Source organism: Bacteroidota bacterium (genome assembly GCA_020161395.1).
Taxonomy (GTDB): domain Bacteria; phylum Bacteroidota; class Ignavibacteria; order Ignavibacteriales; family Ignavibacteriaceae; genus UTCHB3.
On the sequence record JAIUOE010000001.1, the window covers coordinates 22,503 to 47,510 of the forward strand.

At 44.1% G+C, this 25,008-nt stretch carries 19 protein-coding genes and 2 pseudogenes; 7 read left to right on the forward strand and 14 right to left on the reverse strand.

The window, feature by feature from the left end; genetic code table 11:
- Positions 1–101 precede the first annotated feature (101 nt).
- On the forward strand, positions 102–2,399 hold the full coding sequence (locus LCH52_00120; GenBank protein MCA0386877.1) for a TonB-dependent receptor: 2,298 nt from the start codon (positions 102–104) through the stop codon (positions 2,397–2,399).
- Between the two features lie 117 nt (positions 2,400–2,516).
- Here LCH52_00120 and LCH52_00125 read toward each other — a convergent pair whose 3' ends face one another.
- From LCH52_00125 to LCH52_00145, 5 genes are read right to left on the reverse strand one after another with little or no spacing between them, the layout of a single operon-like run.
- A complete protein-coding gene (locus LCH52_00125) occupies positions 2,517–3,011 on the reverse strand; it encodes an NADH-quinone oxidoreductase subunit I (protein ID MCA0386878.1) in 495 nt (164 codons plus the stop codon).
- 9 nt (positions 3,012–3,020) lie between these two features.
- On the reverse strand, positions 3,021–4,052 hold the full coding sequence (gene nuoH, locus LCH52_00130; GenBank protein ID MCA0386879.1) for an NADH-quinone oxidoreductase subunit NuoH: 1,032 nt from the start codon (positions 4,050–4,052) through the stop codon (positions 3,021–3,023).
- Between the two features lie 16 nt (positions 4,053–4,068).
- Complete coding sequence (locus LCH52_00135) at positions 4,069–5,739, reverse strand: molybdopterin-dependent oxidoreductase (GenBank protein MCA0386880.1); 1,671 nt, start codon at positions 5,737–5,739, stop codon at positions 4,069–4,071.
- Positions 5,740–5,751: 12 nt separating this feature from the next.
- Positions 5,752–7,002, reverse strand: coding sequence for an insulinase family protein (locus LCH52_00140; GenBank protein ID MCA0386881.1), 1,251 nt, complete (start codon positions 7,000–7,002; stop codon positions 5,752–5,754).
- Between the two features lie 55 nt (positions 7,003–7,057).
- Positions 7,058–8,254, reverse strand: a complete 1,197-nt coding sequence (locus tag LCH52_00145; GenBank protein MCA0386882.1) for an aminotransferase class I/II-fold pyridoxal phosphate-dependent enzyme — start codon at positions 8,252–8,254, stop codon at positions 7,058–7,060.
- Between the two features lie 201 nt (positions 8,255–8,455).
- Here LCH52_00145 and LCH52_00150 point away from each other — a divergent pair, with 201 nt between their 5' ends.
- Together LCH52_00150 and LCH52_00155 are read left to right on the forward strand one after the other, a co-directional pair.
- Positions 8,456–9,466, forward strand: a complete 1,011-nt coding sequence (locus LCH52_00150) for an RNA ligase (ATP) (protein ID MCA0386883.1) — start codon at positions 8,456–8,458, stop codon at positions 9,464–9,466.
- Positions 9,467–9,486: 20 nt separating this feature from the next.
- On the forward strand, positions 9,487–9,807 hold the full coding sequence (locus tag LCH52_00155) for a DsrE family protein (protein ID MCA0386884.1): 321 nt from the start codon (positions 9,487–9,489) through the stop codon (positions 9,805–9,807).
- A gap of 120 nt (positions 9,808–9,927) precedes the next feature.
- On the opposite strand, the gene LCH52_00160 is transcribed toward LCH52_00155, so the two are convergent.
- The 7 genes from LCH52_00160 to LCH52_00190 all read right to left on the reverse strand — a co-directional run bounded on the left by LCH52_00160 (position 9,928) and on the right by LCH52_00190 (position 18,006).
- On the reverse strand, positions 9,928–11,844 hold the full coding sequence (locus LCH52_00160; GenBank protein ID MCA0386885.1) for a bifunctional serine/threonine-protein kinase/formylglycine-generating enzyme family protein: 1,917 nt from the start codon (positions 11,842–11,844) through the stop codon (positions 9,928–9,930).
- Between the two features lie 168 nt (positions 11,845–12,012).
- Positions 12,013–12,897: a hypothetical protein gene (locus LCH52_00165; protein ID MCA0386886.1), complete on the reverse strand. Its 885-nt coding sequence runs from the start codon at positions 12,895–12,897 to the stop codon at positions 12,013–12,015.
- An 8-nt stretch (positions 12,898–12,905) separates the two neighbouring features.
- Positions 12,906–14,078, reverse strand: coding sequence for a serine/threonine protein kinase (locus LCH52_00170; protein MCA0386887.1), 1,173 nt, complete (start codon positions 14,076–14,078; stop codon positions 12,906–12,908).
- 18 nt (positions 14,079–14,096) lie between these two features.
- On the reverse strand, positions 14,097–15,107 hold the full coding sequence (locus LCH52_00175; GenBank protein MCA0386888.1) for a Stp1/IreP family PP2C-type Ser/Thr phosphatase: 1,011 nt from the start codon (positions 15,105–15,107) through the stop codon (positions 14,097–14,099).
- Between the two features lie 13 nt (positions 15,108–15,120).
- Positions 15,121–16,728, reverse strand: a complete 1,608-nt coding sequence (locus LCH52_00180; GenBank protein MCA0386889.1) for a VWA domain-containing protein — start codon at positions 16,726–16,728, stop codon at positions 15,121–15,123.
- A 51-nt stretch (positions 16,729–16,779) separates the two neighbouring features.
- Positions 16,780–17,379 (reverse strand): FHA domain-containing protein, encoded by a 600-nt coding sequence (locus LCH52_00185; GenBank protein MCA0386890.1) that lies wholly within the window; start codon positions 17,377–17,379, stop codon positions 16,780–16,782.
- Between the two features lie 186 nt (positions 17,380–17,565).
- Positions 17,566–18,006, reverse strand: coding sequence for a CoA-binding protein (locus LCH52_00190; protein MCA0386891.1), 441 nt, complete (start codon positions 18,004–18,006; stop codon positions 17,566–17,568).
- 120 nt (positions 18,007–18,126) lie between these two features.
- Here LCH52_00190 and LCH52_00195 point away from each other — a divergent pair, with 120 nt between their 5' ends.
- The 4 genes and pseudogenes from LCH52_00195 to LCH52_00210 all read left to right on the forward strand — a co-directional run bounded on the left by LCH52_00195 (position 18,127) and on the right by LCH52_00210 (position 21,374).
- On the forward strand, positions 18,127–18,654 hold the full coding sequence (locus tag LCH52_00195; protein ID MCA0386892.1) for a hypothetical protein: 528 nt from the start codon (positions 18,127–18,129) through the stop codon (positions 18,652–18,654).
- Between the two features lie 4 nt (positions 18,655–18,658).
- A pseudogene (locus LCH52_00200) lies at positions 18,659–18,886 on the forward strand (hypothetical protein).
- Positions 18,887–18,901: 15 nt separating this feature from the next.
- Positions 18,902–19,159, forward strand: a pseudogene (locus LCH52_00205) (methylated-DNA--[protein]-cysteine S-methyltransferase).
- 94 nt (positions 19,160–19,253) lie between these two features.
- The gene (locus LCH52_00210; protein MCA0386893.1) at positions 19,254–21,374 is read left to right on the forward strand and encodes a S46 family peptidase; all 2,121 of its coding nucleotides are present in this window, start codon (positions 19,254–19,256) and stop codon (positions 21,372–21,374) included.
- A 130-nt stretch (positions 21,375–21,504) separates the two neighbouring features.
- Here LCH52_00210 and gatD read toward each other — a convergent pair whose 3' ends face one another.
- Together gatD and gatE are read right to left on the reverse strand one after the other, a co-directional pair.
- On the reverse strand, positions 21,505–22,893 hold the full coding sequence (gene gatD / locus LCH52_00215; protein MCA0386894.1) for a Glu-tRNA(Gln) amidotransferase subunit GatD: 1,389 nt from the start codon (positions 22,891–22,893) through the stop codon (positions 21,505–21,507).
- 1 nt (position 22,894) lies between these two features.
- Complete coding sequence (gatE, locus tag LCH52_00220; GenBank protein ID MCA0386895.1) at positions 22,895–24,814, reverse strand: Glu-tRNA(Gln) amidotransferase subunit GatE; 1,920 nt, start codon at positions 24,812–24,814, stop codon at positions 22,895–22,897.
- Between the last annotated feature and the right edge of the window lie 194 nt (positions 24,815–25,008).

Sequence of the window (25,008 nt, forward strand, 5' to 3'; positions counted from 1 at the left end):
TTTTTTTGATATTTGCCCGATTCAGGTGTTCCAAAAGTTGTTTTTCGCCTCCCGTTTTAATATATATCAGATGTATTTTTGATTTATTTGGTGAAACAAGGATGAAAATAATCGTTCCGGTTCTGTTGCTGACTCTTTCAGTATTTGCTCAGAATGTAAAAATAACAGGAAAAATAACAGACGAAAAAACATTGACTCCCCTGGATAATGTCCTCGTTTATTCTGTCAGTTTCCAAAAAAGCACTTATTCCGACAAGACAGGTTATTTTGAATTAACTCATCCGCGAACTGAAAGGGCGACGCTACGCTTCCTTCTTGCCGGTTATTCACCCTTGAATATGGAAGTGTCGGTCAACAACGCCGGTTCGGTCTCTGCCGATATTTTGATGACACCGGTTGCAATCCATCTCGGTGAGGTGACAGTAACAAGCCCGCGGTATGTTTCTTCCCTGCAGGAGTCACCATATCCACTCGGCATTATCGGGAAAATCGACATCGACAACCACAGTAAATTGAGCCTTGCGGAGTTCCTGAAGGAGGAGCCCGGTGTTGCTCTAACCCGTGATGGAATCTGGGCTACCGATATCTCCGTCAGAGGTATCAGAGGGACAGGCATTGTACTGATGGTTGACGGAAACCGGCTTGAAACGGCTACGGAATTGAGTGCACGAATGTCGATGATTGACCAGTTCGACATCGAGAGAGTGGAGATAATAAAAGGCGCTGCTTCTTCGATGTATGGTACAGGAGCCTTGGGCGGAATTGTAAATGTAATCACCCAGAACCGGAAATTCAGGGACAATTTTTATTATACCGGTACAATCGGTGGTTTCTACAACAGCGTAAATACAGGTTTCGGTACAAGCGTTTCACTGAACACTGGTGGAAATCAATGGTTTGCAAAAGTCAGAGGCTCTTTCAGAGGAGCTTCAGCCACGGAAACGCCCGATGGTGATATTGCCAACAGTCACTACCACGACAACAGTCTGAGTGCAGCAGTAGGGTTCAGACCTGTATTAAACCACGAATTTGAATTGAGTTATCAGAGATATGGCGGTGACGACATTGGGCTCCCAGGAGGGTCTGCTTTCGCTGCCGCTGCCATTGCCCGATATCCCACTGCAAAAAGGGAGTCGTACTCAGCCGAATACAAATTCTCTGAAATTTCATCCACCCTCTCGAATATAGGTATCAAATACTGGCATCAACTGATAGTAAGAGATGCTGAAGTGGTGCTGCCAACTGCACGGTTGCTCCCCTATGCCGATCACACCAGCGATGGCATTCAACTGGTTTCAAACTGGCTCTTCAACAGCAACTACAGGTTTGTTCTTGGTGTCGATGCATGGCAAAGAGAAATGGACAGCAGAAGACAACGCATCACCCAAAACAGAACTAAGGATACCACAACCATTATTGGTGAGAGACCTGTTCCCATCTCCAAATTCAGAAGTGGTGGAATCTTCTTTCAGAATGAAATCGACAATATCGCACAAAACCTGAATATTGCCATCGGCGGCAGATTTGACCTGATCAATATCAAAAGTGAAAGCTCGTACAATCCCGAGTATATTTCTGTGAATGGTGCGGTAAACAACAACCCACCTTCAAAAAAGATTTTGTGGGAAGCAAAAGATGAGAACAATTTTTCCTGGAGTTTGAATATCGCCTCTCTCTACAAAATAACGAAAGAGCAACAGGTGAGTTTTAATTTTGGGAAGTCTTTCCGCTCCCCTTCACTCGAGGAGAGATTCCAATTCCTCGATCTTGGCGGTCTTGTGAAACTCGGCAATCCTGCTCTTGATCCTGAAGAAGGCTGGTTTTACGATCTCGGATACCGGTTTTATTCCTCCGGAGCCATGTTTAAGGCAAACCTTTATCTGAATACTCTTACCAATCTCGTGGTTGAGACCCCCGGATATACTTTTCAGGGAAGACCAGCCACACAGATGGTAAATTTCGGTGCTGCTAAAATCTTTGGTTTCGACCTTGCTTTCGAACTGAAACTGTTAAAGGAAGTGATTCTCTACGGAAATGCCTCCGCAGTAAGAGGTGAGGATTCAAAGAAGACGGAAGACCTTCCGTTTATGCCGGCAGACAATGCCACGATCGGTCTTAGAATAAAAGCAGTGGAATTTGCGGATGCATCAGTCGAAGTGACAGGTGTGGCAGACCAAAATAAAATTGCGGCTGCCGAAAAGCGGACACCCGGCTATGGTCTGGTCAATCTGAACATTTCTTCCAAACCGTTCAAACTCCCCTATGGCGAGATCAGACTGACCGTTGGTGTGGATAATCTCCTCAATCGCTCATACTTCAATCACCTCGCCACCAATCGTGGACTGATAAAAGGAGAACCGGGGAGAAACATCTTTATTAAAGCGAATATAACCTTTTAGTTCTTACTTATGAGTTATGAGTTATTAATTCTGCCCTTAGAAATCCGATTTTGGCATTAAAAAATCAATCTCTTGCAAGAAAATAATAACTTATAACTCATAATTCAAACCTAATACTTACTTGTTTCCTCTCAGAAACTCAATTCTGTCCTGAAGAACAGAGATTGGGGTGAGGAGTTTGTCTTTACCGTAGATGGCATCTTCACGGCTGGTAAAGGCTATTTCGTATTCCTTGCTCATGACGATTGCTTCCTCGGGACAAACCTCTTCGCACAGACCGCAGAAGATACAGCGGAGCATGTTGATTTCAAATTTTTCGGGGTATCTTTCTTTTTCTCTGTCAGTTTCGGCTGCCTGCACTTCAATGGCAAGTGCGGGACAGACTCGTGAACAGAGCCCGCAGGCTACACATCTTTCCGTTTTATCCTCTTCTTCCACCAGAACGGGGCGTCCTCTGTAGTGACCGGAAGGGATAAACTTGACCTCGGGATACTCCATTGTATATTTTGGTTTGAACATGTTTTTAAGTGTGATTGCCAAACCTTCCGCAATTGATGGAAGATATATTTTCTCCATCAATGTAAAATCTTTCATTCGTTTCTTGACTGCCATATCGATATCCTAATTGAGAATCATTGCTAAAACTGCTGCCCAAAGCACATTCAGAAGTGAAAGCGGGAACATAACTTTCCAACCGATATTCATTAGTTGATCATAACGGAAACGGGGCAGACTCCATCTGACCCAGATGAAAAAGAAGAGAAGCGCTCCCATTTTTATGAAGAATGCACCAACCTGTAACAATGCCTGAACTCCTGACGACAAACCGAGTTTTTCAATATACGGTACCTGCCATCCACCCAAATAGAGGGTGACGATAAGGGCTGAGGCAATTATCATGTTTGCATACTCTGCAAGGAAAAATGCAGCAAATTTCATACTGGAATACTCAGTATGGAAACCACCAACCAGCTCAGGTTCTGCTTCGGGAAGATCAAAGGGAAGTCTGTTTGTCTCTGCAAAAGCCGCTGTAACGAATGTGATGAAACCAATCGGTTGAATAAAAGCGTTCCACATCAATCCCGCCTGTGATTCCACGATCTTCTGTGGTAACAACGATTCCGAGAAGATTAAAACACCGGCAATGGAGAATCCCATCGATATCTCATAAGATATCATCTGTGCCGAGGATCTGATTCCGCCAATAAGCGAATATTTTGATCCTGAAGACCAGCCCGACATCGTGATTGCATACACACCTATTGATGTGAGTGCCATTACATAAAGAATCCCGGCGTTGATGTTCGAGACTACCGAAAGGTTTATTGTCCTTCCGAACATTTCCACATCGGGTCCTATCGGAATGACCGCATATGTGGCAAAAGCTACAAACAGTGCGAGAAATGGTGCCAAAGTATGAATTGGTTTATTTGCCTTGTCGGGAACAATATCCTCTTTCAGAAGGAGTTTGAACACATCGGCAAACGGCTGGAGAAGCCCTGCGGGTCCTACCCTGTTTGGTCCGACCCTGCTCTGTGCCCAGGCAGATATTTTCCGTTCAAAATAAACCAAATAAGAAACCGTTAGCAGCATGATATTTGCTATTATAAGCACTTTTACCAATGCAATGCCGGCAATTATCCAAGATTCCATTTAATCTGTCTCTTCTTTAAACTTTAAGTAATTCTTTTTCAACTGTAATTCCCGACTCTCCAAGTTCATCATAAGTGATACCATGGAAACCGGGGTGGTGCTTTGTAAATTCTTCCCAGACATCCTCTGCCATATCGAATTTGCCTTTTAATCCGAACAGGTGACCAAGATCGAGAAGTATCTTCCATGACGGTTTGGCATCATATTTTTTGTAGTTGCCCCAACGGTCATATTTCGTTCCAAACTTGTCGAGTCTGCTCATCGCAAGACCGTCAAGACTGCGATCCATCTGCTCAGTTGTAACCGCAGGACGAATTCGCTGTGCTCTGTTTTGGAAATTGATGAATACACCATTTTTTTCTGTCCAGGTGGCTGCCGGGAAGACAACATCTGCAAACTGAGTTGTTGCGTTGAAATTGGAAGCAAGAACTACTAAAAAGTCGAGCTTTTTCAATGCTTCAGCCCATGCCGGATCGAATGCTGCCAGATCCTCTTCCACCACAACCAGAGCTTTTATTTTTTTCTCATTGATGGCAACAAGAATACCTGCCAGGTTCAATCCATCTTTAACAGGTTTTACGCCTGCCTTGAGGGCACCATTATCATTCGGTGATTTTTCATCGCGTATCAGGATGTCATCACCGCTGCCGGGAATTGTGTGTCTCGGGAAATCAAGATTATTGCAGTGAAGGTGATTTGCAACTTTCGAGAGAATAAAATTATCCTCAACCGTAATTCTTCCTGAACCGATAAGGGCGATTTCACCCGGTTTGTAACTGTGCAGGTCGGAAGCAGCTTTTGAAAGTGCCTCATCCCATGTTGCTTTGCTCAATCCGGCTTCCCTTTTGATGTGACAACCGTCGACTCTGTCTTCAGCGTTTACATTTTTCCAGGTATTCAAACGACCGTTGTCGCACATCCAATAGCTGTTTACATCATCGTTTTGACGCGGAGTAAGTCTTAATATTTCATTGCTTCTTACCCAAACATCAACATTACATCCTCTGGAACATCCCGGACAAACCGAGGAAGTATTCGACATGTCCCAGACTCTCGATTTGAATCTGAAGTCCCTGTTGGTTAAAGCACCTACAGGACAGATATCTGTAACATTTAGTGAATATGGATTATCAAGTTCTTTTCCGGGGTAGGTTTGAATTGTAACCCTGTCACCCCTGTTTACAAAGGTGAGCTGGGTTTCCCCGGCAATTTCATCACAGAATCTGATGCAACGCGAGCATGAGATACAACGGTCACCATCAAACATCACATGAGGTCCCAAAGGAACCCTTTTTTCTTTGTGCTGTTTTTCTTCCGTGAACCGGCTTTCACCGATGCTGTGACTGTAGGTGTAGTCCTGCAACTTACACTCACCGGCTTCGTCACAAATAGGACAATCAAGCGGGTGATTTATAAGCAGGAACTCCATAACAGCCTGACGGGCGGAGAGGGCTTTCGTGGATTCTGTATGTACAACCATACCTTCAGCAGCTTGTGTTGCACATGCAATCGCGAGCTTTGGCATTCTTTCAACTTCGACTAAACAAACACGACAGTTGCCGGATACGGTAAGTGAAGGGTGCCAGCAAAAGTGGGGTATATCCACTCCGACTTCCTTGGCCGCCTCAATTATCGTTTGCCCCGGCTTAAAATCTATCTCCTGTCCGTCCAAAATAAACTTTCCCATTCAGGTCTTCTCCTATGCTGCGGTAGTTATCAGTTTGGTTTGCGGTTTAATAAACACTTTTGTAAAATTTTCGAACCTAAGCAGATCGTCGGCGAGAACTTTTATCTCTTCCGCAGTTACTGCATCTATTTTTTGTATCACTTCTTCAACAGGGATTATTCTTCCATGATTCAGTAACAGATTTGCCATTCTGATCATTCTGTTGGAAGTGCTTTCGAGTGTAAGAAGGATGCTTCCTTTCAAATACTCTTTTGCTCTTTTCAGTTCACGGTGATCGATTTCTCTCTCTCTGAACTTGTTGAGCTCTTTTTCTATATTCTTCATAGCCTTGTCAAAATTACCTGTATTTGTCGAGAAATAGATCCCAAACGAAGAGGCATCTTTGTAAAAATTGATAAAGCTGTTAATCTGATATGTAATTCCGAGTTTTTCTCTAATGTTCTGATAGAGCCGGCTGCTCGTTCCTTCCCCGAGAATCAGGGAAAGAATGTTTAGAGGCAACCTCTGTCCACTGTTGTAGCCGACACTTTTTGCCCCCATAATGGAATAAACCTGCTCGGTCTCTCTCAGCATCACATGCTCGATACCCGGATGAGTTCCTGCGTAATCCCTCTTTATTTCAGCACGAATCGTCGATTTGTGCAGATGCTTCTGAGCCAGCTTCACAAGCTGATCATGAGTAATGTTACCCGAAGCGGAAATCAGCAGATTCCCCGGTGTGTAATGATTAGCGTGATGTGCAGTCACCATTTCATGATTAAACGACGAAATGGTCTGCTCGGAACCCAGTATTGAGTATCCGAGTGGCAGACCCGGGAAAACCAGCTCTTCGAATTTGTCGAAGATCAGTTCATCAGGATTGTCGTTTAAATCGTTTAACTCGTCAAGAATAACACCAATCTCGTTTCTGATATCCTTCTCACGCATGAGTGGATACTGTACCATGTCAGCTATTACATCAAATGTCTTCCCGAGATTGGAAGCCATCCCTCTGGCATAGTAGCATGTATGCTCTTTGGCAGTAAAAGCATTGATGTAACCGCCGAGGGATTCGATATCGTCGGAAATCTTCTTTGCAGTACGCCGCTTTGTGCCTTTAAATAGCATATGCTCCAGGAAATGTGAGATACCACTCGTTTCAATGGTCTCATCACATGAACCCGTATTGTACCAGAAGCCCAGCGAAAATGACTGTACATAAGGTACATGCTCGGTGACAACTGTTGTGCCACCGGGTAGTGTTGTTATGTTAATGTTATCCAAACTTGTCCGTGAAAGTACGATAAATCAAACTTTAAATATAGATATATTAAAGACTTTAAGCAAACTTGCCGTAGAATTCGCCAATCTTTTTATATGCTCTTCTTAATATATCATCCTCAGGTAAAAACACCACTCTGAAGTGTCTTGTTCCCGGAACCTGACCAAATCCGCTGCCGTGTACCACAACCACACCCGTCTCTTTTATCAATCCCGTCACAAATTCGAAATCTGTTTTGTCCGTTTCTATCTTTGGGAAAGCATAAAAAGCACCTTCAGGTTTAACGCAACTGACTCCTTCGATCTGATTCAACATTTCGAAAGTAATGTCCCTTCTCACCTGAAGCTTTTTCATTGCGTCCACGAGGTGTGACTGGTCACCTTCAAGAGCGATCTTGATTCCGTATTGTTCAGGGTGGTTTGCCGATAGTCTGGATCTTAAAATCCTGTTTATGGCTCCAAGATAATCTTTCAGTTTGGCTTCATTTCCGCTTACAATTCCCCAGCCTATTCTGAAACCGGGGACCATGTAATTCTTGGAAAGTCCACCGAATGTAATCATTGGAACTTCCGAATTGAGCGAAGCGATGGAGATGTGCTTCTGACCATCGAAAAGGAGTTTATCGTAGATTTCGTCGGCAAAAATCACGAGATTGTTCTCTTCAGCAAGTTTTATGATTTCTTCCAGAATCTCCTTTTTGTAAAGTGAGCCTGTCGGATTGTTTGGATTAATGAGGACAATCGCTTTTGTTTTACTGTTTATTTTTTTCTTTATGTCATCAATGTCGGGTTGCCAACCGTTTGATTCATCGAGATAATAAGGATTTTCGTAGGCGGAAAGTTTCGCAGAAATAGCTGTATAAAGGGGGTAACCGGGTGTCGGTGTGAGGACATTCTCGCCATCATTTACAAGTGCTGTCAGACAAATGTCAATAGCTTCACTCGCTCCGTGCGTAACGAAGACATCACGGATGTTTTTGATTCCTTTTTTTGCACCTTCATCCCTGATTGCCTGAACGGCTTCCTTTATCCCCGAAGAAGGAGCATAACCGTTTTTATTCATCAACATTGCCCGGTAAGAGGCTTCAACGAGGTGACGGGGGGGTTCGAAATCGTAAATATTGGGGTCACCGATATTTAAATAAAGCATCTCTTTACCTGTTTTTGCCACTTCATCTGCCACAAGTAAAATATCTCTGATCGCATAGGTGATATTGTCGGTTCTTACGGCGGGTTTTATTGCATCTGATATCATAATACTGTTCCTGATTTCAAAAAATTGTATCTCCAAACTTACGGAAATTTTACGAGAGAATGCACTTCGGACACGACAGTCAGAGTTTTATGAACAGGTTGTTTTTGCGAAAAATTTTTTCCGGTTTTAAGTCTGTTCAGATTCGTTTTTAATGGATTGATGCTTAAATTAGAGAGGTGATTTTTAAGGAATGAGGACAGAATGAGAAAACTTGCAACAATACAGATTATTTCAGATGTGCAGCCGATAGAGGGTGCAGACAGAATCCAGGTAGCCTCGGTTCTCGGCTGGAAAGTCGTCATCAAAAAAGATGAATTCAAACCGGGAGATCCGGCAATCTATTGCGAAGTTGATTCCTTCCTCCCCGTACAGCCTGAATTCGAGTTTCTCCGCAAGTCATCATATAAAAAGATGTCCGATGGTACCGAAGGATTCAGACTGAAAACCATAAAATTGCGAGGTGTAATAAGCCAGGGATTGCTTCTGCCCGTGTCATCACTCCCCGGTTATCCCGAAGTGCCGCCTCCCGGAACTGATGTCACTGAAATTCTCGGCGTAGTGAAGTATGAGCCCCCAATTCCGGCACAACTCGCCGGCGAGGTTAAGGGTCCATTCCCCGGTTTCATAAGCAAAACAGACGAAGAAAGAATCCAAAATCTCATCGATTCACTCCCAAACTATAAAGATTCACTCTTTTATGTAACCGAAAAAGTGGATGGTACCTCTATCACGATATATCTGAAAGACGGTCAGTTTGGCATCTGTTCAAGGAATCTCGAACTGGTCGAAAATCCCGAAAACACCTACTGGCGTGTCGTAAAAGAGTTGGACATCGAGAACAAACTGCGTAATCTCGGAAAAAATATTGCTCTGCAGGGCGAACTGATCGGTGAAGGAATTCAAAAAAACATTTACAGGCTTCGCGGACAAACCATAAAATTCTTCGATGTGTTTGATATCGATAAATATGAATACTTCGATTACCCGTCGTTCAAATCGATCATCGATGAATTTGGTCTGGCAACCGTCCCTGTAATCGAGGAGGCACTTCAACTCCCTCAATCTGTCGATGAAATACTGACGATGGCAAACGGGAAATCTGCCCTGAATCCTGATGCAAACCGTGAAGGTCTGGTTTTCAGAACCACTTCAGGTAAAAGATTCTCATTTAAGGCGATAAGCAACAACTTTTTGCTTAGTGACGAAGAGTAACATTTTAGATTGGAAAAGAAATGAAAATCGGCGTAATAATCGAAACAAAAGAATTTGAAAAAGCGTGGAATGCTTTCCGTTTTGCAGTTACCTCATTGAAGCAAGGACATGAAACAAAAGTTTTTCTGATGGGTGAGGCGGTCGAGTGCGAGGGACTCACCCACGAAAAATACAATGTGGATGAACAGCTTAAACTCTTTGTCTCTATCGGGGGTGAACTTCTCGCATGTGGCACCTGCCTGAAATCACGACACCTTGAGAATACAACTTCATGCCCGATCTCCACAATGGTGGATTGTCTTAATATGGTGATTTGGGCGGATAAAACGGTGAGTTTTTAAGGGAAACCGCAAAGAACGCAAAGAGGGTTTGATTCATGATTTAGCGAATCCTGCTAATCTCCCGCAGGGATGCCTTCGGTACTTTAATCCCTCCCGATTCATTGGGATGAGTCAGACAGACTATTTTGTTCTCGCCAAACGGAATCCGATAAAGGTGCCCCCATACATAGGCGCGCTGAAAAAACGGCAGGCAACGCGACAATATTCCGGCTCGTAGCACCAACTGCCACCACGACTCACACGACCGGACCCCGAATTAGCTCCCTTGGGGTTCGTCTGACTTGAGGATGTGTATTTTGAGTACCAGTCCCAACACCATTCCCCTACATTTCCACTCATGTCATTTATCCCCAGTTCGTTAGGTTGCTTCCCGCCAACGGTATGGGTCTCTCTTCCTGTGTTATCTCTATACCAAGCCACTTCGTCTGCGTTGTTGCTCCCGATGTATGTATATCCTTTGCTCTTGTTTCCTCCTCTTGCTGCATATTCCCACTCTGCTTCTGTTGGTAGTCTGTATCCGTTTGCATTGAAGTCGCAGATTATATTTTCTCCGCTTCCCGCGTATGCCTTCTGTAATCCCTCCGTCTCACTCAATTTGTTGCAGAACTGAACTGCATCGTACCAGGAAGCCTGTTCAACCGGTTTTCTCTTCCCCTTGAAATTTGAGGGATTACTCCCCATCACACTCTCCCATAATTCCTGTGTAACTTCATATTTCCCAATCTGAAAGCTTCCTACCGTAACAAAATGTACCGGCTTCTCATCCGATTGTCCGTCATTACTTCCCATCTGAAAAACGCCACCTTCAACGACAATCATTTCATTTAAATGTTTTACAGATATTGCAGTGTCAGTGGTTGCGGCTTTAGTGGCTGGTGCAGATATCTCAACTGCGACAGAATCTGCGACTGCGGGTAGTGTTGGCACTTTTCTCACGAGCAATGACGGCAAAATATATAATGCTACTGCAGTAACCGCCATAACGACAAACCATATCCAATAATATCGGTTTTCGTTCGAAGTTAAACTTTGTTTTGAATTTGCAGCGGATGTTTCCCTGGATTTTGAATGTACTGATTCTGTTTTTGGTTTTGTTTCAGGTTCAGATTCAGGTTTTTTAGGTTCGGGTTTAGGCTGTCTTTGATATTCCACTTCACTCACCTTCGGCGGAACAAATTTCGGTATTTCCTGATAAACTGTCTCACCACTTCTTTCAAGTCTCTCGAGTTCTTTGAGCATTTCATTTGCACTTGGGAAACGGTATTCTCTCTCCTTATCGATCGCATTCATTACAAAATCTGACAGGGCATCTGAGATGCCGGGGTAAAAATGTGTCGGAGGAGGTACTTTCCCTGTCATTATTGTTGCGTAAACAGAGGTGGGTGTCGTATCTTTACTTGATTCAAACGGGGTGTGACCGCACAGCATCTCATAGAAGGTCATTCCAAGTGAATATACATCTGTACGGATATCTATTGTGGAGGGGGATATTATCTGTTCGGGACTCATATACACAGGGGTTCCCTTCACCACAGTGCTGGCATGCCCTCCGCCTCCTTCCAAAGCCTTCGCTATTCCAAAATCGGTTATCTTTACCGTATCATCAGCTGTCACCAAAACATTCAAGGGCTTTATATCGCGGTGGATTATCGGTTCATGCCGGCTGTGGATGTAGGATATGCCCTCAAGCATCTGCTTAAATAACTTGATGGCTCTCTCACGGTATATCGGACCGGTTTCCCGCTTTATGATTTCACTCAAGGTTCTTCCCTGAATGTATTCCATGACTATGTAGTAGTCTTCACTCACGCTGAACAAGTCGTAAACTCTGACGATGTTCTTGTGGGACAGACCCCTCAATGTCACACCTTCATTCAGGAACAGCTTTAATGCTGCAGGGTCTTTACTGTACTGCTCCCAAAGTCTCTTTAACGCATAAATCTCGTTGAAATGGATGTGTCTGGCTTTGTAAACCACACCCATTCCACCCTGCCCCAACTGCTCCAATAACTCGTATGTGTGAACGATTTTTCCCATCTTCTGCCTGAAAAGTGATGTATCAGTATATAGGGAGAATATGCGGAGGTTCGGAAAATTTTTGTGAATATTAATTACATCAAGTCCGAAACCTCTTTTAATATTGAGGGAGGGATTCAGCGTAATTGTTGACTATCTGTAATGAAGTTTTGCCGGTGAGCTTTGGACTTACTTCCCGAGTTCTATTAGTGAAATACTTCTTCGCCTGTTTCTCTCCATGTCGAGTACTTTGACCACAAGATTTCCGGTGATTTCAAATGACTTTGAGTGTTTGTTCTCATTGGACTTATCTTTTGATTTATCTTTGTCTTTTGTCGGCTTTTCTGTTTTGTGAGGGAACACGAATTTTATTTCTGCAGAATCCATAGGGTGAATTTCGACCGGAAGCGGTTTTTCGGTCACATTGATTGCGGTACCGGAACCTGTATTTAGAATAATTTTCTCATCAAAAGAAATTTTAACGGAATAGGAGAAAGGATTTTTTACTGAGACTGTTGCCTTCAAATTCCCACCCTCTTCTTTGTACTTCCCTTTAATGTGCTCGTTATTATCGGTGAAAGCCCTGATTGTCTCACTCATTATCCGGTCAAGGACTGAATCAGGTGAAATTTTGCCGGAGTAATTGATATCCCAGTTTCTGTAAAAAATCCCGGTTTCCAGAGAGATTGTGAGTTCAACTGGTTTATGGAGCAAGTCTTTCTCCTCCAAATCGAATACCAGGGGCAGCGAAATGGTATCCGATTCTCCGGCACCGACTGAGAAATCGGCGTTTCTTGGTTTTATATTTTTCCCGCCAAACCTGACTTCGAATTTACCGGGGGTAATAGCCAATGCAAGATGGTTTTTTATAATCAGAGGAATGGTGATTTTCAGAGTGGAATCATCAAACTCCTCGACACTAAGATCAGAGGTAACTATCGCTGCCTCCACACCCTTTTCTTTCGAGGAAAATGCAAGGTAATCGACAAGGAGAAAAAGCACCACAACCGTTGCAAAAACAATTGCTCCCAGTCTGATATTATTATAATATTTTCTGTCAACAGTTTCGAACATTGTCCACCTCAATTTTGGGTTGAGTCGGGGGGAATTGTCTCCTCATCGACTGCCGGTTTTTTCTTCTTCACGGTATCAGCCTTTGCGGCATCTATGGAATCTTTTTTGGCTTTCGCTTCCTTGTCTCTTCTCATTTTCTCTTTTTCCCGTTGCAGTTTGTCAAACTCAACCTTGTCAATTGAGTCCTTGTTTACCGTAACGGTATCCTTCACTATCTTACCTCCTTTGATCATTTTGGTAAGATCGTTACCAAAAATAAAGAGGAGAACCACAACCGCTGTCAGGGCAAGCAAAAGGAGGAATGAAGCGGAGCCACTGGATACCTTCTGTGACGGAGTTTGCTTTTCTTCATTTGCATTTCGAAGATGGAAATCGATATACTCCTCACAATGTCCGTATCTTGTTGACTTGTCCTTTGCGGTCATGTGATAAATCATTTTTACCACACCGGGGGAGATATGCGGATAGTAGTCGAGAGGATTTTTTATAGGTGTATTAACGATCTCGTTCATCAGATCATACTCTGAATCAAGCCCCGTGTTATAGGGGAGGTTCCCCGTTAACATTTCATAGAGAGTCACACCAAGCGAATAGACATCAGTTCTTTGATCGACCGCCTTCGGGTTCTTTATCTGTTCGGGAGACATGTAATAAACAGTTCCGAGTTTCGTCCCTGTTTGCGTCATCCCTTTGTCACCAAGAATCTTCGCTATTCCAAAATCGGTAATCTTCGGGTTACCGCTTTTACCATCAATGATGATATTTCCGGGTTTTATGTCACGGTGGATTATCCCCTGCGAGTGGGCATAAGCAAGACCGCGAAGGATTTTATGAAATATCGGCAGTGCCCTGTCTTCCGGAAGCAGCCCCGTTTTCCGGAGCATCTCTTTAAGAGTCATGCCGTCAACATATTCCATTACAATGAAATAGTCATCGCCATACTGAACCAGCCGGGTAAGTTTGACGATATACGGATGTGTCAGCTTATACTGTGCCTTGGCTTCGGTTTTAAACCTCTCGACGATTTCCGGATCAGTGGTAAGTGCCGGATGCAGCAGTTTAATTGCCACTTCCTGCTGCATGTGGATATCCTCGGCAAGATATACTGTACCCATTCCGCCTTCACCGATTTTACGGATTATTCTGTATTCGTCTTTTATAATCTGGTTTTCTGTGAACATAAAATCTTTGTCGTTGGGTTAGTTTCCATTGCCTTGCTTAGTATCGGTATTTCCAGTCTTATCCGCGTCCTGCTTCTTTTTTGACTGATTTGAAGTGTCGTCGGTTTTTTTCACCTGAGTGGTGTCTTTTGCCGTGTTTACGACTTCATTTGATTCGGGAATCACAACTTTCTGATTAAAGTTGCTTAAGACATACCACAGAATCAGAACCAGAAGTGCAACACCTGCAATTATACCTGCCTGCGTCAGTTTTGCTTTGTCCTTCAGACTTGCAGCTTTCCTTTTCCCTTCGGCGACTTTGATAACCTGGACGGTTATGTTGTCCTTGCCACCCCGGTCGTTGGCAAGATTCACGAGTTTGTTACATGCTTCGATGGGAGGATTCTTAAGAACAATGTCCCTGATCTCCCTGTCTTCCACATGACCTGTCAGTCCATCCGAACAGAGGACAATAATATCATCCTTGAATAAAACCTCATCTCTGGGGTCGACCTGTGGTTCAGAGTTGCCATTGGGACCAAGAGAGCGAAGAATCACATTTTTTTGCGGGTGATGTTCAGCCTGCTCCTCGGTGATAATGTTGCTGTCAACCATCTCCTGAACGAGGGAGTGATCCCGTGTCAGTCTCTCTATCTCATCTTCACGGATACGGTAAATTCTGCTGTCTCCGATGTGGGCAAAGTAGAGGTGATTGTTGTTAATAAGCACAACCACAGCAGTCGAGCCCATTCTTCCGAGTTCGGGATCTTCTTCCGCCTTAATGGTTATCTCTTTGTCAGCAAGCTTTAAGGAATTGAAGAGCTCCATTCTCAGGTCGGCTCCCGGTTTCACTCCCTCGAAGTGTTTCTTGATGGCTTCAACTGCGGTAGTGGAAGCCACTTTGCCTCCTTTATACCCGCCCATTCCATCACAAACAATGAAGAGTTCGCCAAACACACCGCTGTAGTAGCCGAAATAGTCCTCATTCGCCTTCCTTACCTGACCAACATCAGATCTGTTCCCAAACTCGAGTTTAATTTTATCTGCCATTTCCTTTTCCCGGCTATTTTATTCTGAAGTGACCTTCGCAGCCACCAATCTTAAATGAATTTCCATCCGATATCAGCACTGGTCCTGTTATCCTGTTCATATTTACAAATACACCGTTGGATGAATTAAGGTCTTCTATTACGAAGCCGGCATTGTTCCAGGAAATTTTTGCATGTCTTTTTGACACGGTTGATACGGGCAGCACCAGTGTGGCATCCGCCTGAGATCTGCCGATAATGGCTCCCGATTTTGTGACTGTGAACTGTTGTCCGGCGAGTTCCCCGACCTTCACATCCAGAAAGAGGGTGGAAACACTTCCCGATCCCTGACCGGGTCTTACTATCACAGTTCTGCCGGCATCACCCTGTTCGGTTACAGTCGGTGCAAACGGTTCATCCACCACGGTTTTCCCCGATGTTGAAACGGGACGGGCAGGAGTCTCGACGGGTGATTTAGCCTTTTCGAACTCTTCCTTTTCCCTTTGTAAAGCGAGTCTGGCAGCTTCGGCTTCCTCTTCCTGACGGCGGCGTCTTTCAACTTCCTGCCTTTTTTTCTTGTTCGAACTTGTTACAATGAGCACAATTCCACCAACAAGGAGGAGCACCCCGGCACCAATCAGCACATACAGGAGCGGGAATTCTGTGGTATCCTCCGGTTTTGCGGCAGCTTTGGAAGGAGGGAGATTCACCTTTCCGCTTACTTCACTTTTCAACTGATCTTTTTTTGCAGTAAAAACTCCATTCACATCCTGACCTTTTCCTTCAAGATCAAAGACCGAGTAGGAAAGGATGTAGATGTTCATGATGTTGTCACGCATCTTTCTGAAATTCTCGTCGAGCTGTTCCTTCCCGGGCGATTCATAATATCTGCCACCGGTCTCATTTCCAATTTTCTCAAGGTTCTGAAGGGAAATTCTGTCAGCGGAAGTGTACCCAAATGTGAAAACGGGGACACCAATTTCCTTGGCTTTTGCGATCACATCATCAATCGAGTAGGCGCCGTTGGGACTGTCGTTGTTGCCGTCACCGATGACTATAAGGTTTACCGGTTCATCGGCTTTTGCTTTGTCACGAAGTTTCTCAAGTCCTTTGTTGGCTCCATAGAAAAGCGAGGTATGGGGGTCTTTCGCAGAAAGTTTTTTCACCTGTTCGGTGAGATAACCCTTGTCGTTGCTGAAGTCTGCTACAAGATTTGCATCTTCTCCGTAACTGTAGATGGCAAGGTAATCCTTGTCGCCAAGTTCATTAATAAACCGGAGAACCGCAGCCTTCGAATCTTCGATCGGCTTCCCCTTCATCGAACCTGAAATATCGAAACAGAGGACTGTGTATATCCCTTTTCCGGTGGCTGCAAGAGTGGAAACCGAGTTGATTTTTCCTTCTTTCCCGTCGAGGAAGGCTGTAAAGTTACCCTTGTCGAGCCCCTTTACTGCTACTCCATAATTGTCGTACACGAGCAGGGAAGTGAGGGTATTCCTCGGAAATTCCTTTGTGTTACTCTTGATGTATCTTGCATTCAATCCCTGTCCATCTGCCTGAAATGGTGCCGAAAGAAGAAGAATGGCAAACAGCAGATTTGAAAACAATGCCCTTGTAAACGCAGAATGAATTACTTTTTTCATCTTAAGTTCTTTCTCAATTTATCGATAAAAAGTTTGAACTGCCTGTTCAGACTAAATAATGATGAATCTTGTTTTTATTTCTCCAAATTTCACCTCGTCACGGTCAGCGAGCTTCACTTTTTCCTCGATCATTTCACCATTTACAAAAGTTCCGTTAGTCGATAGCTCATCAGCAAGATAAAATTTTTCGTCTCTGTAGAGTATCAGGGCGTGTTTGTCGCTCACACTCGAGTTTGGAATGAGAACTGATGCCGGATGAATTCTGCCTATGAGATTTCTTCCTTCATAAAGATTGTAAACCATTCCGAGAGGGTCGATATCGTAACTGACGAGAAAACCGACTATTTTTCTTCCTGCCGGATTCACCTTCTCGCTGCCGAGTGGTGCGAGCATCGGCTGACCGGGTAATGGTTGCTTCGCGGGGGTTACGATTTCGGTTCTGTCTCCTGGTGAAGGGTATGACGCAGGTGACTGGTAGGCTGAAACAGAAGGGCCGCCTTTCTCGATAACAGTTCTGTCTTCTGACAATGGTGCCGGTCTCTCTTCCACTACCGTGGGGACTCCGCTTAACCGGTCTTCTGCCGGACAATAAGGACAGTAGTCACCTGAATATTGATGACCGTTTGCGCATGTTCTGAATTCTGTTTTCAATTTTGCTCCACATTCCTGACAGTGACTTTTATTTGACGGGGTTTCTTTTCCGCATTCGGGACATTTCATTTTCACATCTCAAATTTGTTAATTGATAAATGCAAGATTAACTGACATTTTTTTACGGGAAAATGTATAAACTCAACCTTAAATATAATATAATAATAAGTGCCCTCGGAAAATTAATCAATATTTCCCGAAAAGCCTGACTATACCTCTGTGAAATTTGTGTAATCCACCAACGGGTTCAGTGTACATGAGGATGCACTTTCCGGCGACAACCTCGAGACCGGCTTTTTCTGCTGCAGCCTTCACTTCCACTGTTCCGCAACCCTGCTGCAACCAGACCGATCTGAATCCTGCAGCCGCAGCTTCCTTTACTACAAAGACAGCATTATCGGGTTTTACACACACTATCAAAGACTGTGTGAATTCGACCACGAGATCGAGACTTCTGTAACACTTCACCCCTTCAACACTGTCAAGTGATGGATGAACAGGATAAACCGTAAAGCCTCTGCCTGCTAGTTCTTTAAGTATGGCATTTCCGAATTTCCGGGAATCTTTCGACACTCCTGCAAGGGCAAATGATCTTTTTGAAATAAATTTTTCTATCGTCTGATTCATATCTTTTTTCTCTTATTTTTAAATCAATCGAGTCGTAAACTTAATATAAGTTTATCATTTTTCATTAATTTTAACAATCAGTATACAATTTTTTTTACACAGTCCGGAATCTCCTGTTTGATGCAATGGTACATTGACATAGTAACACTTCACCCGATTATTTCAGCGATGATCCAGTTTGCCATTCTTGGTACCCTGGGTGACATGATTGCTTCATGGATTATCAATAAAAGACCATTCATGCCGTACAAGGCTCATGAACTTCTGCTGAAGTTTGTTGAATGGGCATTCCTGGCGGTATTGATTAAATATGCGTTTACCGGCTACAAGTCATTTGTGGAAGGCCTTGTTACTGCGGGACTGCTTCCTGAACTGAACAATTTCACGCACGCATTTGCAGTTTCATTTGCAATGAATGTGCAGTTTGGTGTACTGCTCGTCCTTTTACACCGGTTTCTTGATAATCTCATCGCAGGAAAAAGCAACTGGGCGAATATCGATAAAGGATTTTATTCTCTCATCTGGTTCTGGCTTCCGGCTCATACTGTCACTTTTATGCTGCCAAAACCGTATCAAATAGGGCTCGCAGCCCTGTGGTCTGTGTGCCTCGGAGCAATTCTCGGATTTTTTAACAAAAGAAAGAAGTAACATTATGATCTTTAAGACTACAATGAAGAGCCCTGTCGGGGAACTTCTTCTCGGTGCAAATGAGGAAGGCATCACTTTTGTGGAATTTGCCTCGGAAAAAGGAACAGTCCAACTCGAGAAGTTGAGGAAAAAACTGAAGGACGATATGATCGAAGGTGAAAATGAGCATCTCACCCGGTTGAAGGTCCAGCTTGACGAATATTTTAAAGGAAAGAGGACTGCATTCGATCTGAATCTGGTTCTGACAGGCACCCCATTTCAGAAACAGGTATGGAGAGCCCTGATGGAGATCCCCTTCGGTAAAACCCGTTCATACAAGGAACAGGCAACTGCAATCGGGAAACCTTCGGCAGTAAGAGCTGTTGCAAACGCAAACGGTGACAACCTGATAAGTATCGTAATCCCCTGCCACAGGGTTATTGGCTCCAACGGATCGCTCACCGGTTATGGCGGCGGTCTTGACAGAAAAAAATGGCTGCTTGATTTGGAAAACAGGACAGACTGATCTGCAACGGTCTTTCCCGGGGTAAATTCCGGAAGTTATATACAAACGAAGATTTTATTTATCTCAATAGTTTCAACTAACAAAGGTTCAAAGAATGTTCAAAAGATCTCTTGCACTGTTATTCACACTGGCATTTCTGTTTCAAAGCATAAATGCGCAATATTCATTCAATCCTGATACCGTAAAAGCCGGGAAATATGACACCGGCAAAATGTGGACATTTGAGTTCCCGCCGTATCAGTACCTGAAAGAAAAATATGGTTTCGAAGCGGCGAAGGAATGGTTTGATGATGTCCGTCTCTCCGCTCTCAGAATTCCGGGATGTACCGCATCCTTTGTCTCCGAAGATGGTCTTGTAATGACCAACAACCACTGTGCAAGGGGAGTACAAAGACAGGTACAAAAGGAGGGAGAAGACCTCGCAAAAACCGGATTCTATGCCGCAACTCTCGAGGAAGAAAGAAAAATCCCAAACTATGTGGCTGAGCAACTGGTCTTCCTTCAGGATGTAACCGAACAGATTACCGCCGAAATCAACAAAGGAAAGGATCTGAAAGAGAAAATTTCGATCCGTGAAAAAATGATGAAAGAGACCAAAGCAAAATACGAGAAGGAAACAGGACTTAAATGCGATGTTACCACCTACTATAACGGCAGTCTCTTTTTCGTTCAGGGCTTTAAAGTATTTAAAGATGTGCGGCTTGTCTTCCAGCCGGAGGAAGGGATTGGCTACTTTGGCGGAGATCCTGACAATTTCACCTTTCCAAGATACAACCTCGACTGCACTTTCTACAGAGTCTATGATGAAAACGGTAAACCCGTAAAAAGCAAAAACTTCTTCAAATGGAGCGAAAACGGCGCTGCCGAAGGTGAACTGGTTTTTACAGTCGGTAATCCCGGTTCAACCAACCGTCTCAGAACTGTTGCCCAGCTCGAATATCTGAGAGATATCCAGTACAGAAACAGTTCCTTCCTGATGAATACTCTCTATTTCAAACTGGATGAGCTGAAGAAAACCAACCCTTCAAAAGCTGAAGAGTATGAGAATCTCAGACTTGCTTTCTCCAACGGCTGGAAAAGTATAACCCATACTTACAAGGCTTTGTGCGACCCTTACCTGATTGCAAGAAAAAAGGATTTTGAGAAAAAAGCCCTTGAGTTTGTAAATTCCGACCCCGCTCTCAAAGCAACCTACGGTGATGTGTGGAAGAGTATTGCGACAACCCGTGCTGAAATGAAGGAAATTGATACAAAGCTGGCTGCTTTCTCCGTGAACAACACCTATTCAGCCCGTCACTGGGTTATTGCGTATGAACTTGTGAGATTCGCCCGCGAGATGCAGCTCCCCGAAGAAAAAAGGGATACAAACCTGCAATCGAAACGGTATAAGGATATGATTGGCAATATCTTCCCGAAAAACTTCGATCCTGTGCTCGAGGCAGCAAAACTCGTAATAAACCTCGACTTTATGGACCTGAATCTCGGTAAAAGCAATAATCTTGTTGCTAAAATATTCAACGGGAAAAATTCCGAAGAAGCCGCAAAAGCTCTTCTTGCAAAGACTCTCTTTAAGGATAAAGAAACTGTAAAGTCATTTTTCGCCATGAAACCGGAAGAAATTCTGGCTCTTGACGACCCATTTATAAAACATTTTGCCGAAAACTACGACCTGATTAAACAATTACGCGAAATACAGAAAGAAGTGAACGATACCGAAAACATCACTTTTGGTCTCGTTGGTCAGATTCTTTATAAAATGTACGGAACCTCCATCTCCCCTGATGCCAACAGAACACTCAGAATTAGCGATGGATTAATGGAAGGATACAACTACAACGGAACTGTTGCTCCCGTGAAAACAACATTTTTCGGACTTTATGACAGATTCTTCAGCTTCAACAAACAGTATCCGTTTTCACTCCCTGAAAGATGGGCTGATATTCCAAAAGACCTCGACCTCTCCACACAATTCAACTTTGTCTCAACCAATGACATAGTTGGCGGCAACTCGGGAAGTGCGATTATCAACAAAAATGCCGAAGTAATCGGGCTCGCCTTCGATGGAAACATTGAAAGTCTTGTTGGTAATTTCATTTATCTCCCCGAAGAAAACAGAACTGTCGGAGTCGATTCAAAAGGAATGTATGAAGCAATCCGTAAAGTTTACAAAGCCAACAAACTGGCAGATGAACTCAAAAACGGAAAACTTGATTAAATTTGAGGGCTGAGGGCTGAAAAAAGAAGGCTGAATTGCGAGGGCTGAAAAAAGATCCGTTCGCGATTCATCCTTCAGCCTTCGCGATTCACTCTTCAGCCTTCACAATTCATCCTTCAGCCTTGAATAATCATTTTCTATATTTCGAAATAAACTCCTCGACCTCGGGGATTCCACCCTGCAGGATAAGATACCCGTTGCTCGGTTCCCGCTCTGTGATTTCACCGTTTACGGGGGTGAGCATTATCTTTTTCACCACCTCGAGGTCCTCAGTCTGACCGAGTGCCCAACCGAGTTTCATGTACGCCACTTCAGGCAGCATGTTCGCACAAGGCACCACTCCGAGTTCCATCATATCCCTGCCTGTGTCATAAACATACATCTGCACATAGCCCCAAAGGGTCTGAACTGTCATGTAAACAGCCACATTTTTTTCTTTCGCTCTTTTTAACGCAGGGTAAAGAGGTTTGTTAACATGTCCAAGTCCCGTTCCCGCAATTACTATTCCACGGTACCCGTTGTCGATCAGAGAATCAATAATGTCGGGTTTCATGTTGGGATAGTAATAAACGATTCCCACTTTCTCTTCGAACGCAGTATTAATAATCACATTTTTATCGTGCCTTCGTCTTTTATAATCCTGCCGAAGAGGTGTGATCGTTTCCCGGCTCACCATTGCAATGGGAATGTCACCGATTGTCCGGAATGTGGATCTGTAGCTTGAGTGCATTTTCCTGACTCTGGTACCGCGGTGAAGCAGACCGTAATCATCGGAAGTGGGTCCGAACATGCAGACAAGCACTTCTGCTATATCACTTTCGGCAGCAGTCTTCACGCTGTGCATAAGGTTTAAAGCTGCATCGGAAGATGGTCTGTCACTCGATCTCTGAGAACCCACCATGACGATTGGGACAGGAGAATTCTGAACCATGAATGAAAGGATGGCTGCCGTGTGGTGCATGGTATCTGTACCGTGGCCGATTACGATACCCTGAACACCCTTTTCGATTTCACGCCCGATGGCTTCGGCAGTTCCGATCCATTGTTCAGGTCCCATGTTTTCACTGAAAACACCGTAAAGCTTTTCCGTTTCGAGATTGCATATATCTGCAAGCTCAGGGACGGATCCGTAGAGTTCCCCCGGAGAAAATGCCGGAATCACGGCACCCGTTCTGTAGTCGAGGCGACTTGCGATGGTACCTCCCGTTCCGAGCAGTTTTACTCTCGGCTTCCGGGGGTCATAGGGAAATTCTTTTTCGGGAATTTTGTAATGAGCTTCCTTCCTGCCGGTTACTTTTATATCAAGCACCCTTGAAGCAGCAATTCCGATGTTGTAACCAGAAACAAGCTTTATCACAATGTGTTTGTCATCTGCTGTTTCGGAACGGGGAAGTACTCTTCCGTAATATGTTCCATCTGATGTGAGCACTTCTATATCACTCCATATCATCGCAGAAAACTTCTGAAGTGTTGCAAGCGCTTCGCCTCTGTAACCTTTATAATCATTATCAGTTGCCATGCTACACCTCCCTCACAATTTCATTCATTATTTTTTCAACTTCACTTCCGCTTGCTTTAAGTCTTAGTTCCTCCATTATCATCCCCATCAGGATGGTTTTTGCTTTTTCGGACCTTCTGATTTTCATCGATTTCATTTTTTCGGCATGAATAAGGACAATGGCTCTGATCTCTTCAGAATTTGAAAGAGGCTGGATGACTGATTCAATATCCCTGCCTGATGCGAGAGATTCTCTCAAAATAAAATAGAGACTGTCTTTCACTATTTTCCCTTCGTTTATCAGCCGGAAAAGGGAATCATAGTTCTCACCGGTGAGCCTTTCCAAGGGAAGGTGCTCTTTCTTCAGTCTTCTTGGGTATTCGAGCAGCACTCTTGCAGCAAAACGGGGGTTGATATTTGATTCGTTTACGGCATCTTCGAAAATCCCGGCTAATGGTGACATCGCAAGTTTTTCGATGTGTTCGGCAGGGACACCCAGACTGCGGTATCTCGCTTCCCTTTCCCATACAGGTTCGGGAAGTCCTGCCCTGATTCTTGCAATTCTTTCCTGAGTAATTTTCTTTGGTGGAAGGTCGGTATCAGGATACATTCTGTCGGCTCCCGGAAGAATTCTTTCGAAGCCGTTTGTTCCGTCTCTGAGCGCCTGCCGGGTCTCTGACGGAATTCCGATTGTTGCTTCCTTCGCTCTTATTGCAATTTCTGCAGCTCCCGATTTTGCATCCTGTTCATCTCCCCAAACAAGAACTATTGTGTCGTCCTCTGAAGCATTCACTGCTTTTTTAAGTGTGTTCCATTCCGATGTTGCAATCGTTTCACTCGGACTGTCGGAATGAATGATGTTTGGAAGTGTAGTCAGGCACGAAATTACCCTTACCCTGTCGGAAATTTCTCTTGAAAAGTAGGTATCAGTTTGAGTCTCCCATCTGAGCAGTCCCTTAAACCCTTTGAGTGAAACACACAGAACTTTCATCCCGGCAAATATTGCACTTGTTATCGGTTGATAGCGGGTTTTTTTGAGCAGGCGGGTAACATCTGTCGTCACACTTTCGAAAGTGTCTTTTGTGATTCCCCTTCTGTTCAGCTCGTCCCTTAGACGGAGCAGGTTCCACTGTCTCATTGCCTCGTTATAAGTAAGAAGTGGTATCAAAGGAATCCTCGGAACCCCCTTTATTTCAATTCTTGTACCACCCGTAACGCTTACATTTACATCCTGACGGGCGGCACCTATACCGGAACGAACCTTGCCTGTGCTCCTTGCAAGTCTTCTCAGAATTTCCGCCACTTCTGCGACTTCCTGAGGGGTTCTCATGTCGGGACCGGTAACCGTCTCGACCAGTGGCATACCGAGCCTGTCGGTAAGATAAGTCCGGCGATGCCCGATGTCACTTACCTCGCGGCATGAATCTTCCTCAATCGAGAGTTGAATTACCTGAATGTGCCTGTCTTTAAAGGGTACCCTGCCGTCGAGACACACAATTGCAGTTCTCTGAAATCCGGTGGGAATACTTCCGTCAAGATACTGCTTTCTGGCGATATGTACCTCATCCACCATCGAGGAACCGTAGAGCATTCCAAGCCCGAACGCAATATCCAAAGCTTCATCGTTGATCTCGAAAGGAGGGGTGTCATCCATCTCGTAAGTGCAGACTGTTTCACGGCTGATCCGGTAGATAATCTCCTTCCTCGTCTTGAACTCCATTAGTGCAGTCCCGTCATACTCACCAAGTTCGGAGAGTGTGGGACGCATGTGCCTGAGAATCTCAGCGTTATACTGATCGCTGTACATCCCTGCAGGGCATCTGCAAAAGAGCTTTCTTTCTGTTAAAAGCTGTTGATGAACTTCAAGTCCCGACTTGAATCCGACTGTGCGGTAGTCTTCTTCCCGCATCTCGTTAAATGGTTTAAATTTAAATTCCGGCATTATCTTTCTGTCTCCCGAGTTGTAATCCGTTCTGCATGTAACGACTATTTAGAATAATCGTGACTTTAAAATTACTCTTTTAAAGAAAAATAACAGAAATTTTACTTCTTTTTGCACAATATTTGTTACTTTGGTTCAAGTTGTTTTCAAACATTTATTTTTTGTCTGATTAAAATCAAAAATATTAATCCTCT

What these genes read in the sequence shown, in the direction of transcription:
- LCH52_00175 (MCA0386888.1), bottom strand. Translation starts at nt 15,107, where the DNA reads ATGGCAGATAAAATTAAACTCGAGTTTGGGAACAGATCTGATGTTGGT.
- LCH52_00195 (MCA0386892.1), top strand. Translation starts at nt 18,127, where the DNA reads ATGCAATGGTACATTGACATAGTAACACTTCACCCGATTATTTCAGCG.
- LCH52_00145 (MCA0386882.1), bottom strand. Translation starts at nt 8,254, where the DNA reads ATGATATCAGATGCAATAAAACCCGCCGTAAGAACCGACAATATCACC.
- LCH52_00120 (MCA0386877.1), top strand. Translation starts at nt 102, where the DNA reads ATGAAAATAATCGTTCCGGTTCTGTTGCTGACTCTTTCAGTATTTGCT.
- LCH52_00180 (MCA0386889.1), bottom strand. Translation starts at nt 16,728, where the DNA reads ATGAAAAAAGTAATTCATTCTGCGTTTACAAGGGCATTGTTTTCAAAT.
- LCH52_00170 (MCA0386887.1), bottom strand. Translation starts at nt 14,078, where the DNA reads ATGTTCACAGAAAACCAGATTATAAAAGACGAATACAGAATAATCCGT.
- LCH52_00125 (MCA0386878.1), bottom strand. Translation starts at nt 3,011, where the DNA reads ATGGCAGTCAAGAAACGAATGAAAGATTTTACATTGATGGAGAAAATA.
- LCH52_00165 (MCA0386886.1), bottom strand. Translation starts at nt 12,897, where the DNA reads ATGTTCGAAACTGTTGACAGAAAATATTATAATAATATCAGACTGGGA.
- LCH52_00135 (MCA0386880.1), bottom strand. Translation starts at nt 5,739, where the DNA reads ATGGGAAAGTTTATTTTGGACGGACAGGAGATAGATTTTAAGCCGGGG.
- LCH52_00160 (MCA0386885.1), bottom strand. Translation starts at nt 11,844, where the DNA reads ATGGGAAAAATCGTTCACACATACGAGTTATTGGAGCAGTTGGGGCAG.
- LCH52_00210 (MCA0386893.1), top strand. Translation starts at nt 19,254, where the DNA reads ATGTTCAAAAGATCTCTTGCACTGTTATTCACACTGGCATTTCTGTTT.
- LCH52_00155 (MCA0386884.1), top strand. Translation starts at nt 9,487, where the DNA reads ATGAAAATCGGCGTAATAATCGAAACAAAAGAATTTGAAAAAGCGTGG.
- LCH52_00190 (MCA0386891.1), bottom strand. Translation starts at nt 18,006, where the DNA reads ATGAATCAGACGATAGAAAAATTTATTTCAAAAAGATCATTTGCCCTT.
- LCH52_00150 (MCA0386883.1), top strand. Translation starts at nt 8,456, where the DNA reads ATGAGAAAACTTGCAACAATACAGATTATTTCAGATGTGCAGCCGATA.
- nuoH (MCA0386879.1), bottom strand. Translation starts at nt 4,052, where the DNA reads ATGGAATCTTGGATAATTGCCGGCATTGCATTGGTAAAAGTGCTTATA.
- gatD (MCA0386894.1), bottom strand. Translation starts at nt 22,893, where the DNA reads ATGGCAACTGATAATGATTATAAAGGTTACAGAGGCGAAGCGCTTGCA.
- gatE (MCA0386895.1), bottom strand. Translation starts at nt 24,814, where the DNA reads ATGCCGGAATTTAAATTTAAACCATTTAACGAGATGCGGGAAGAAGAC.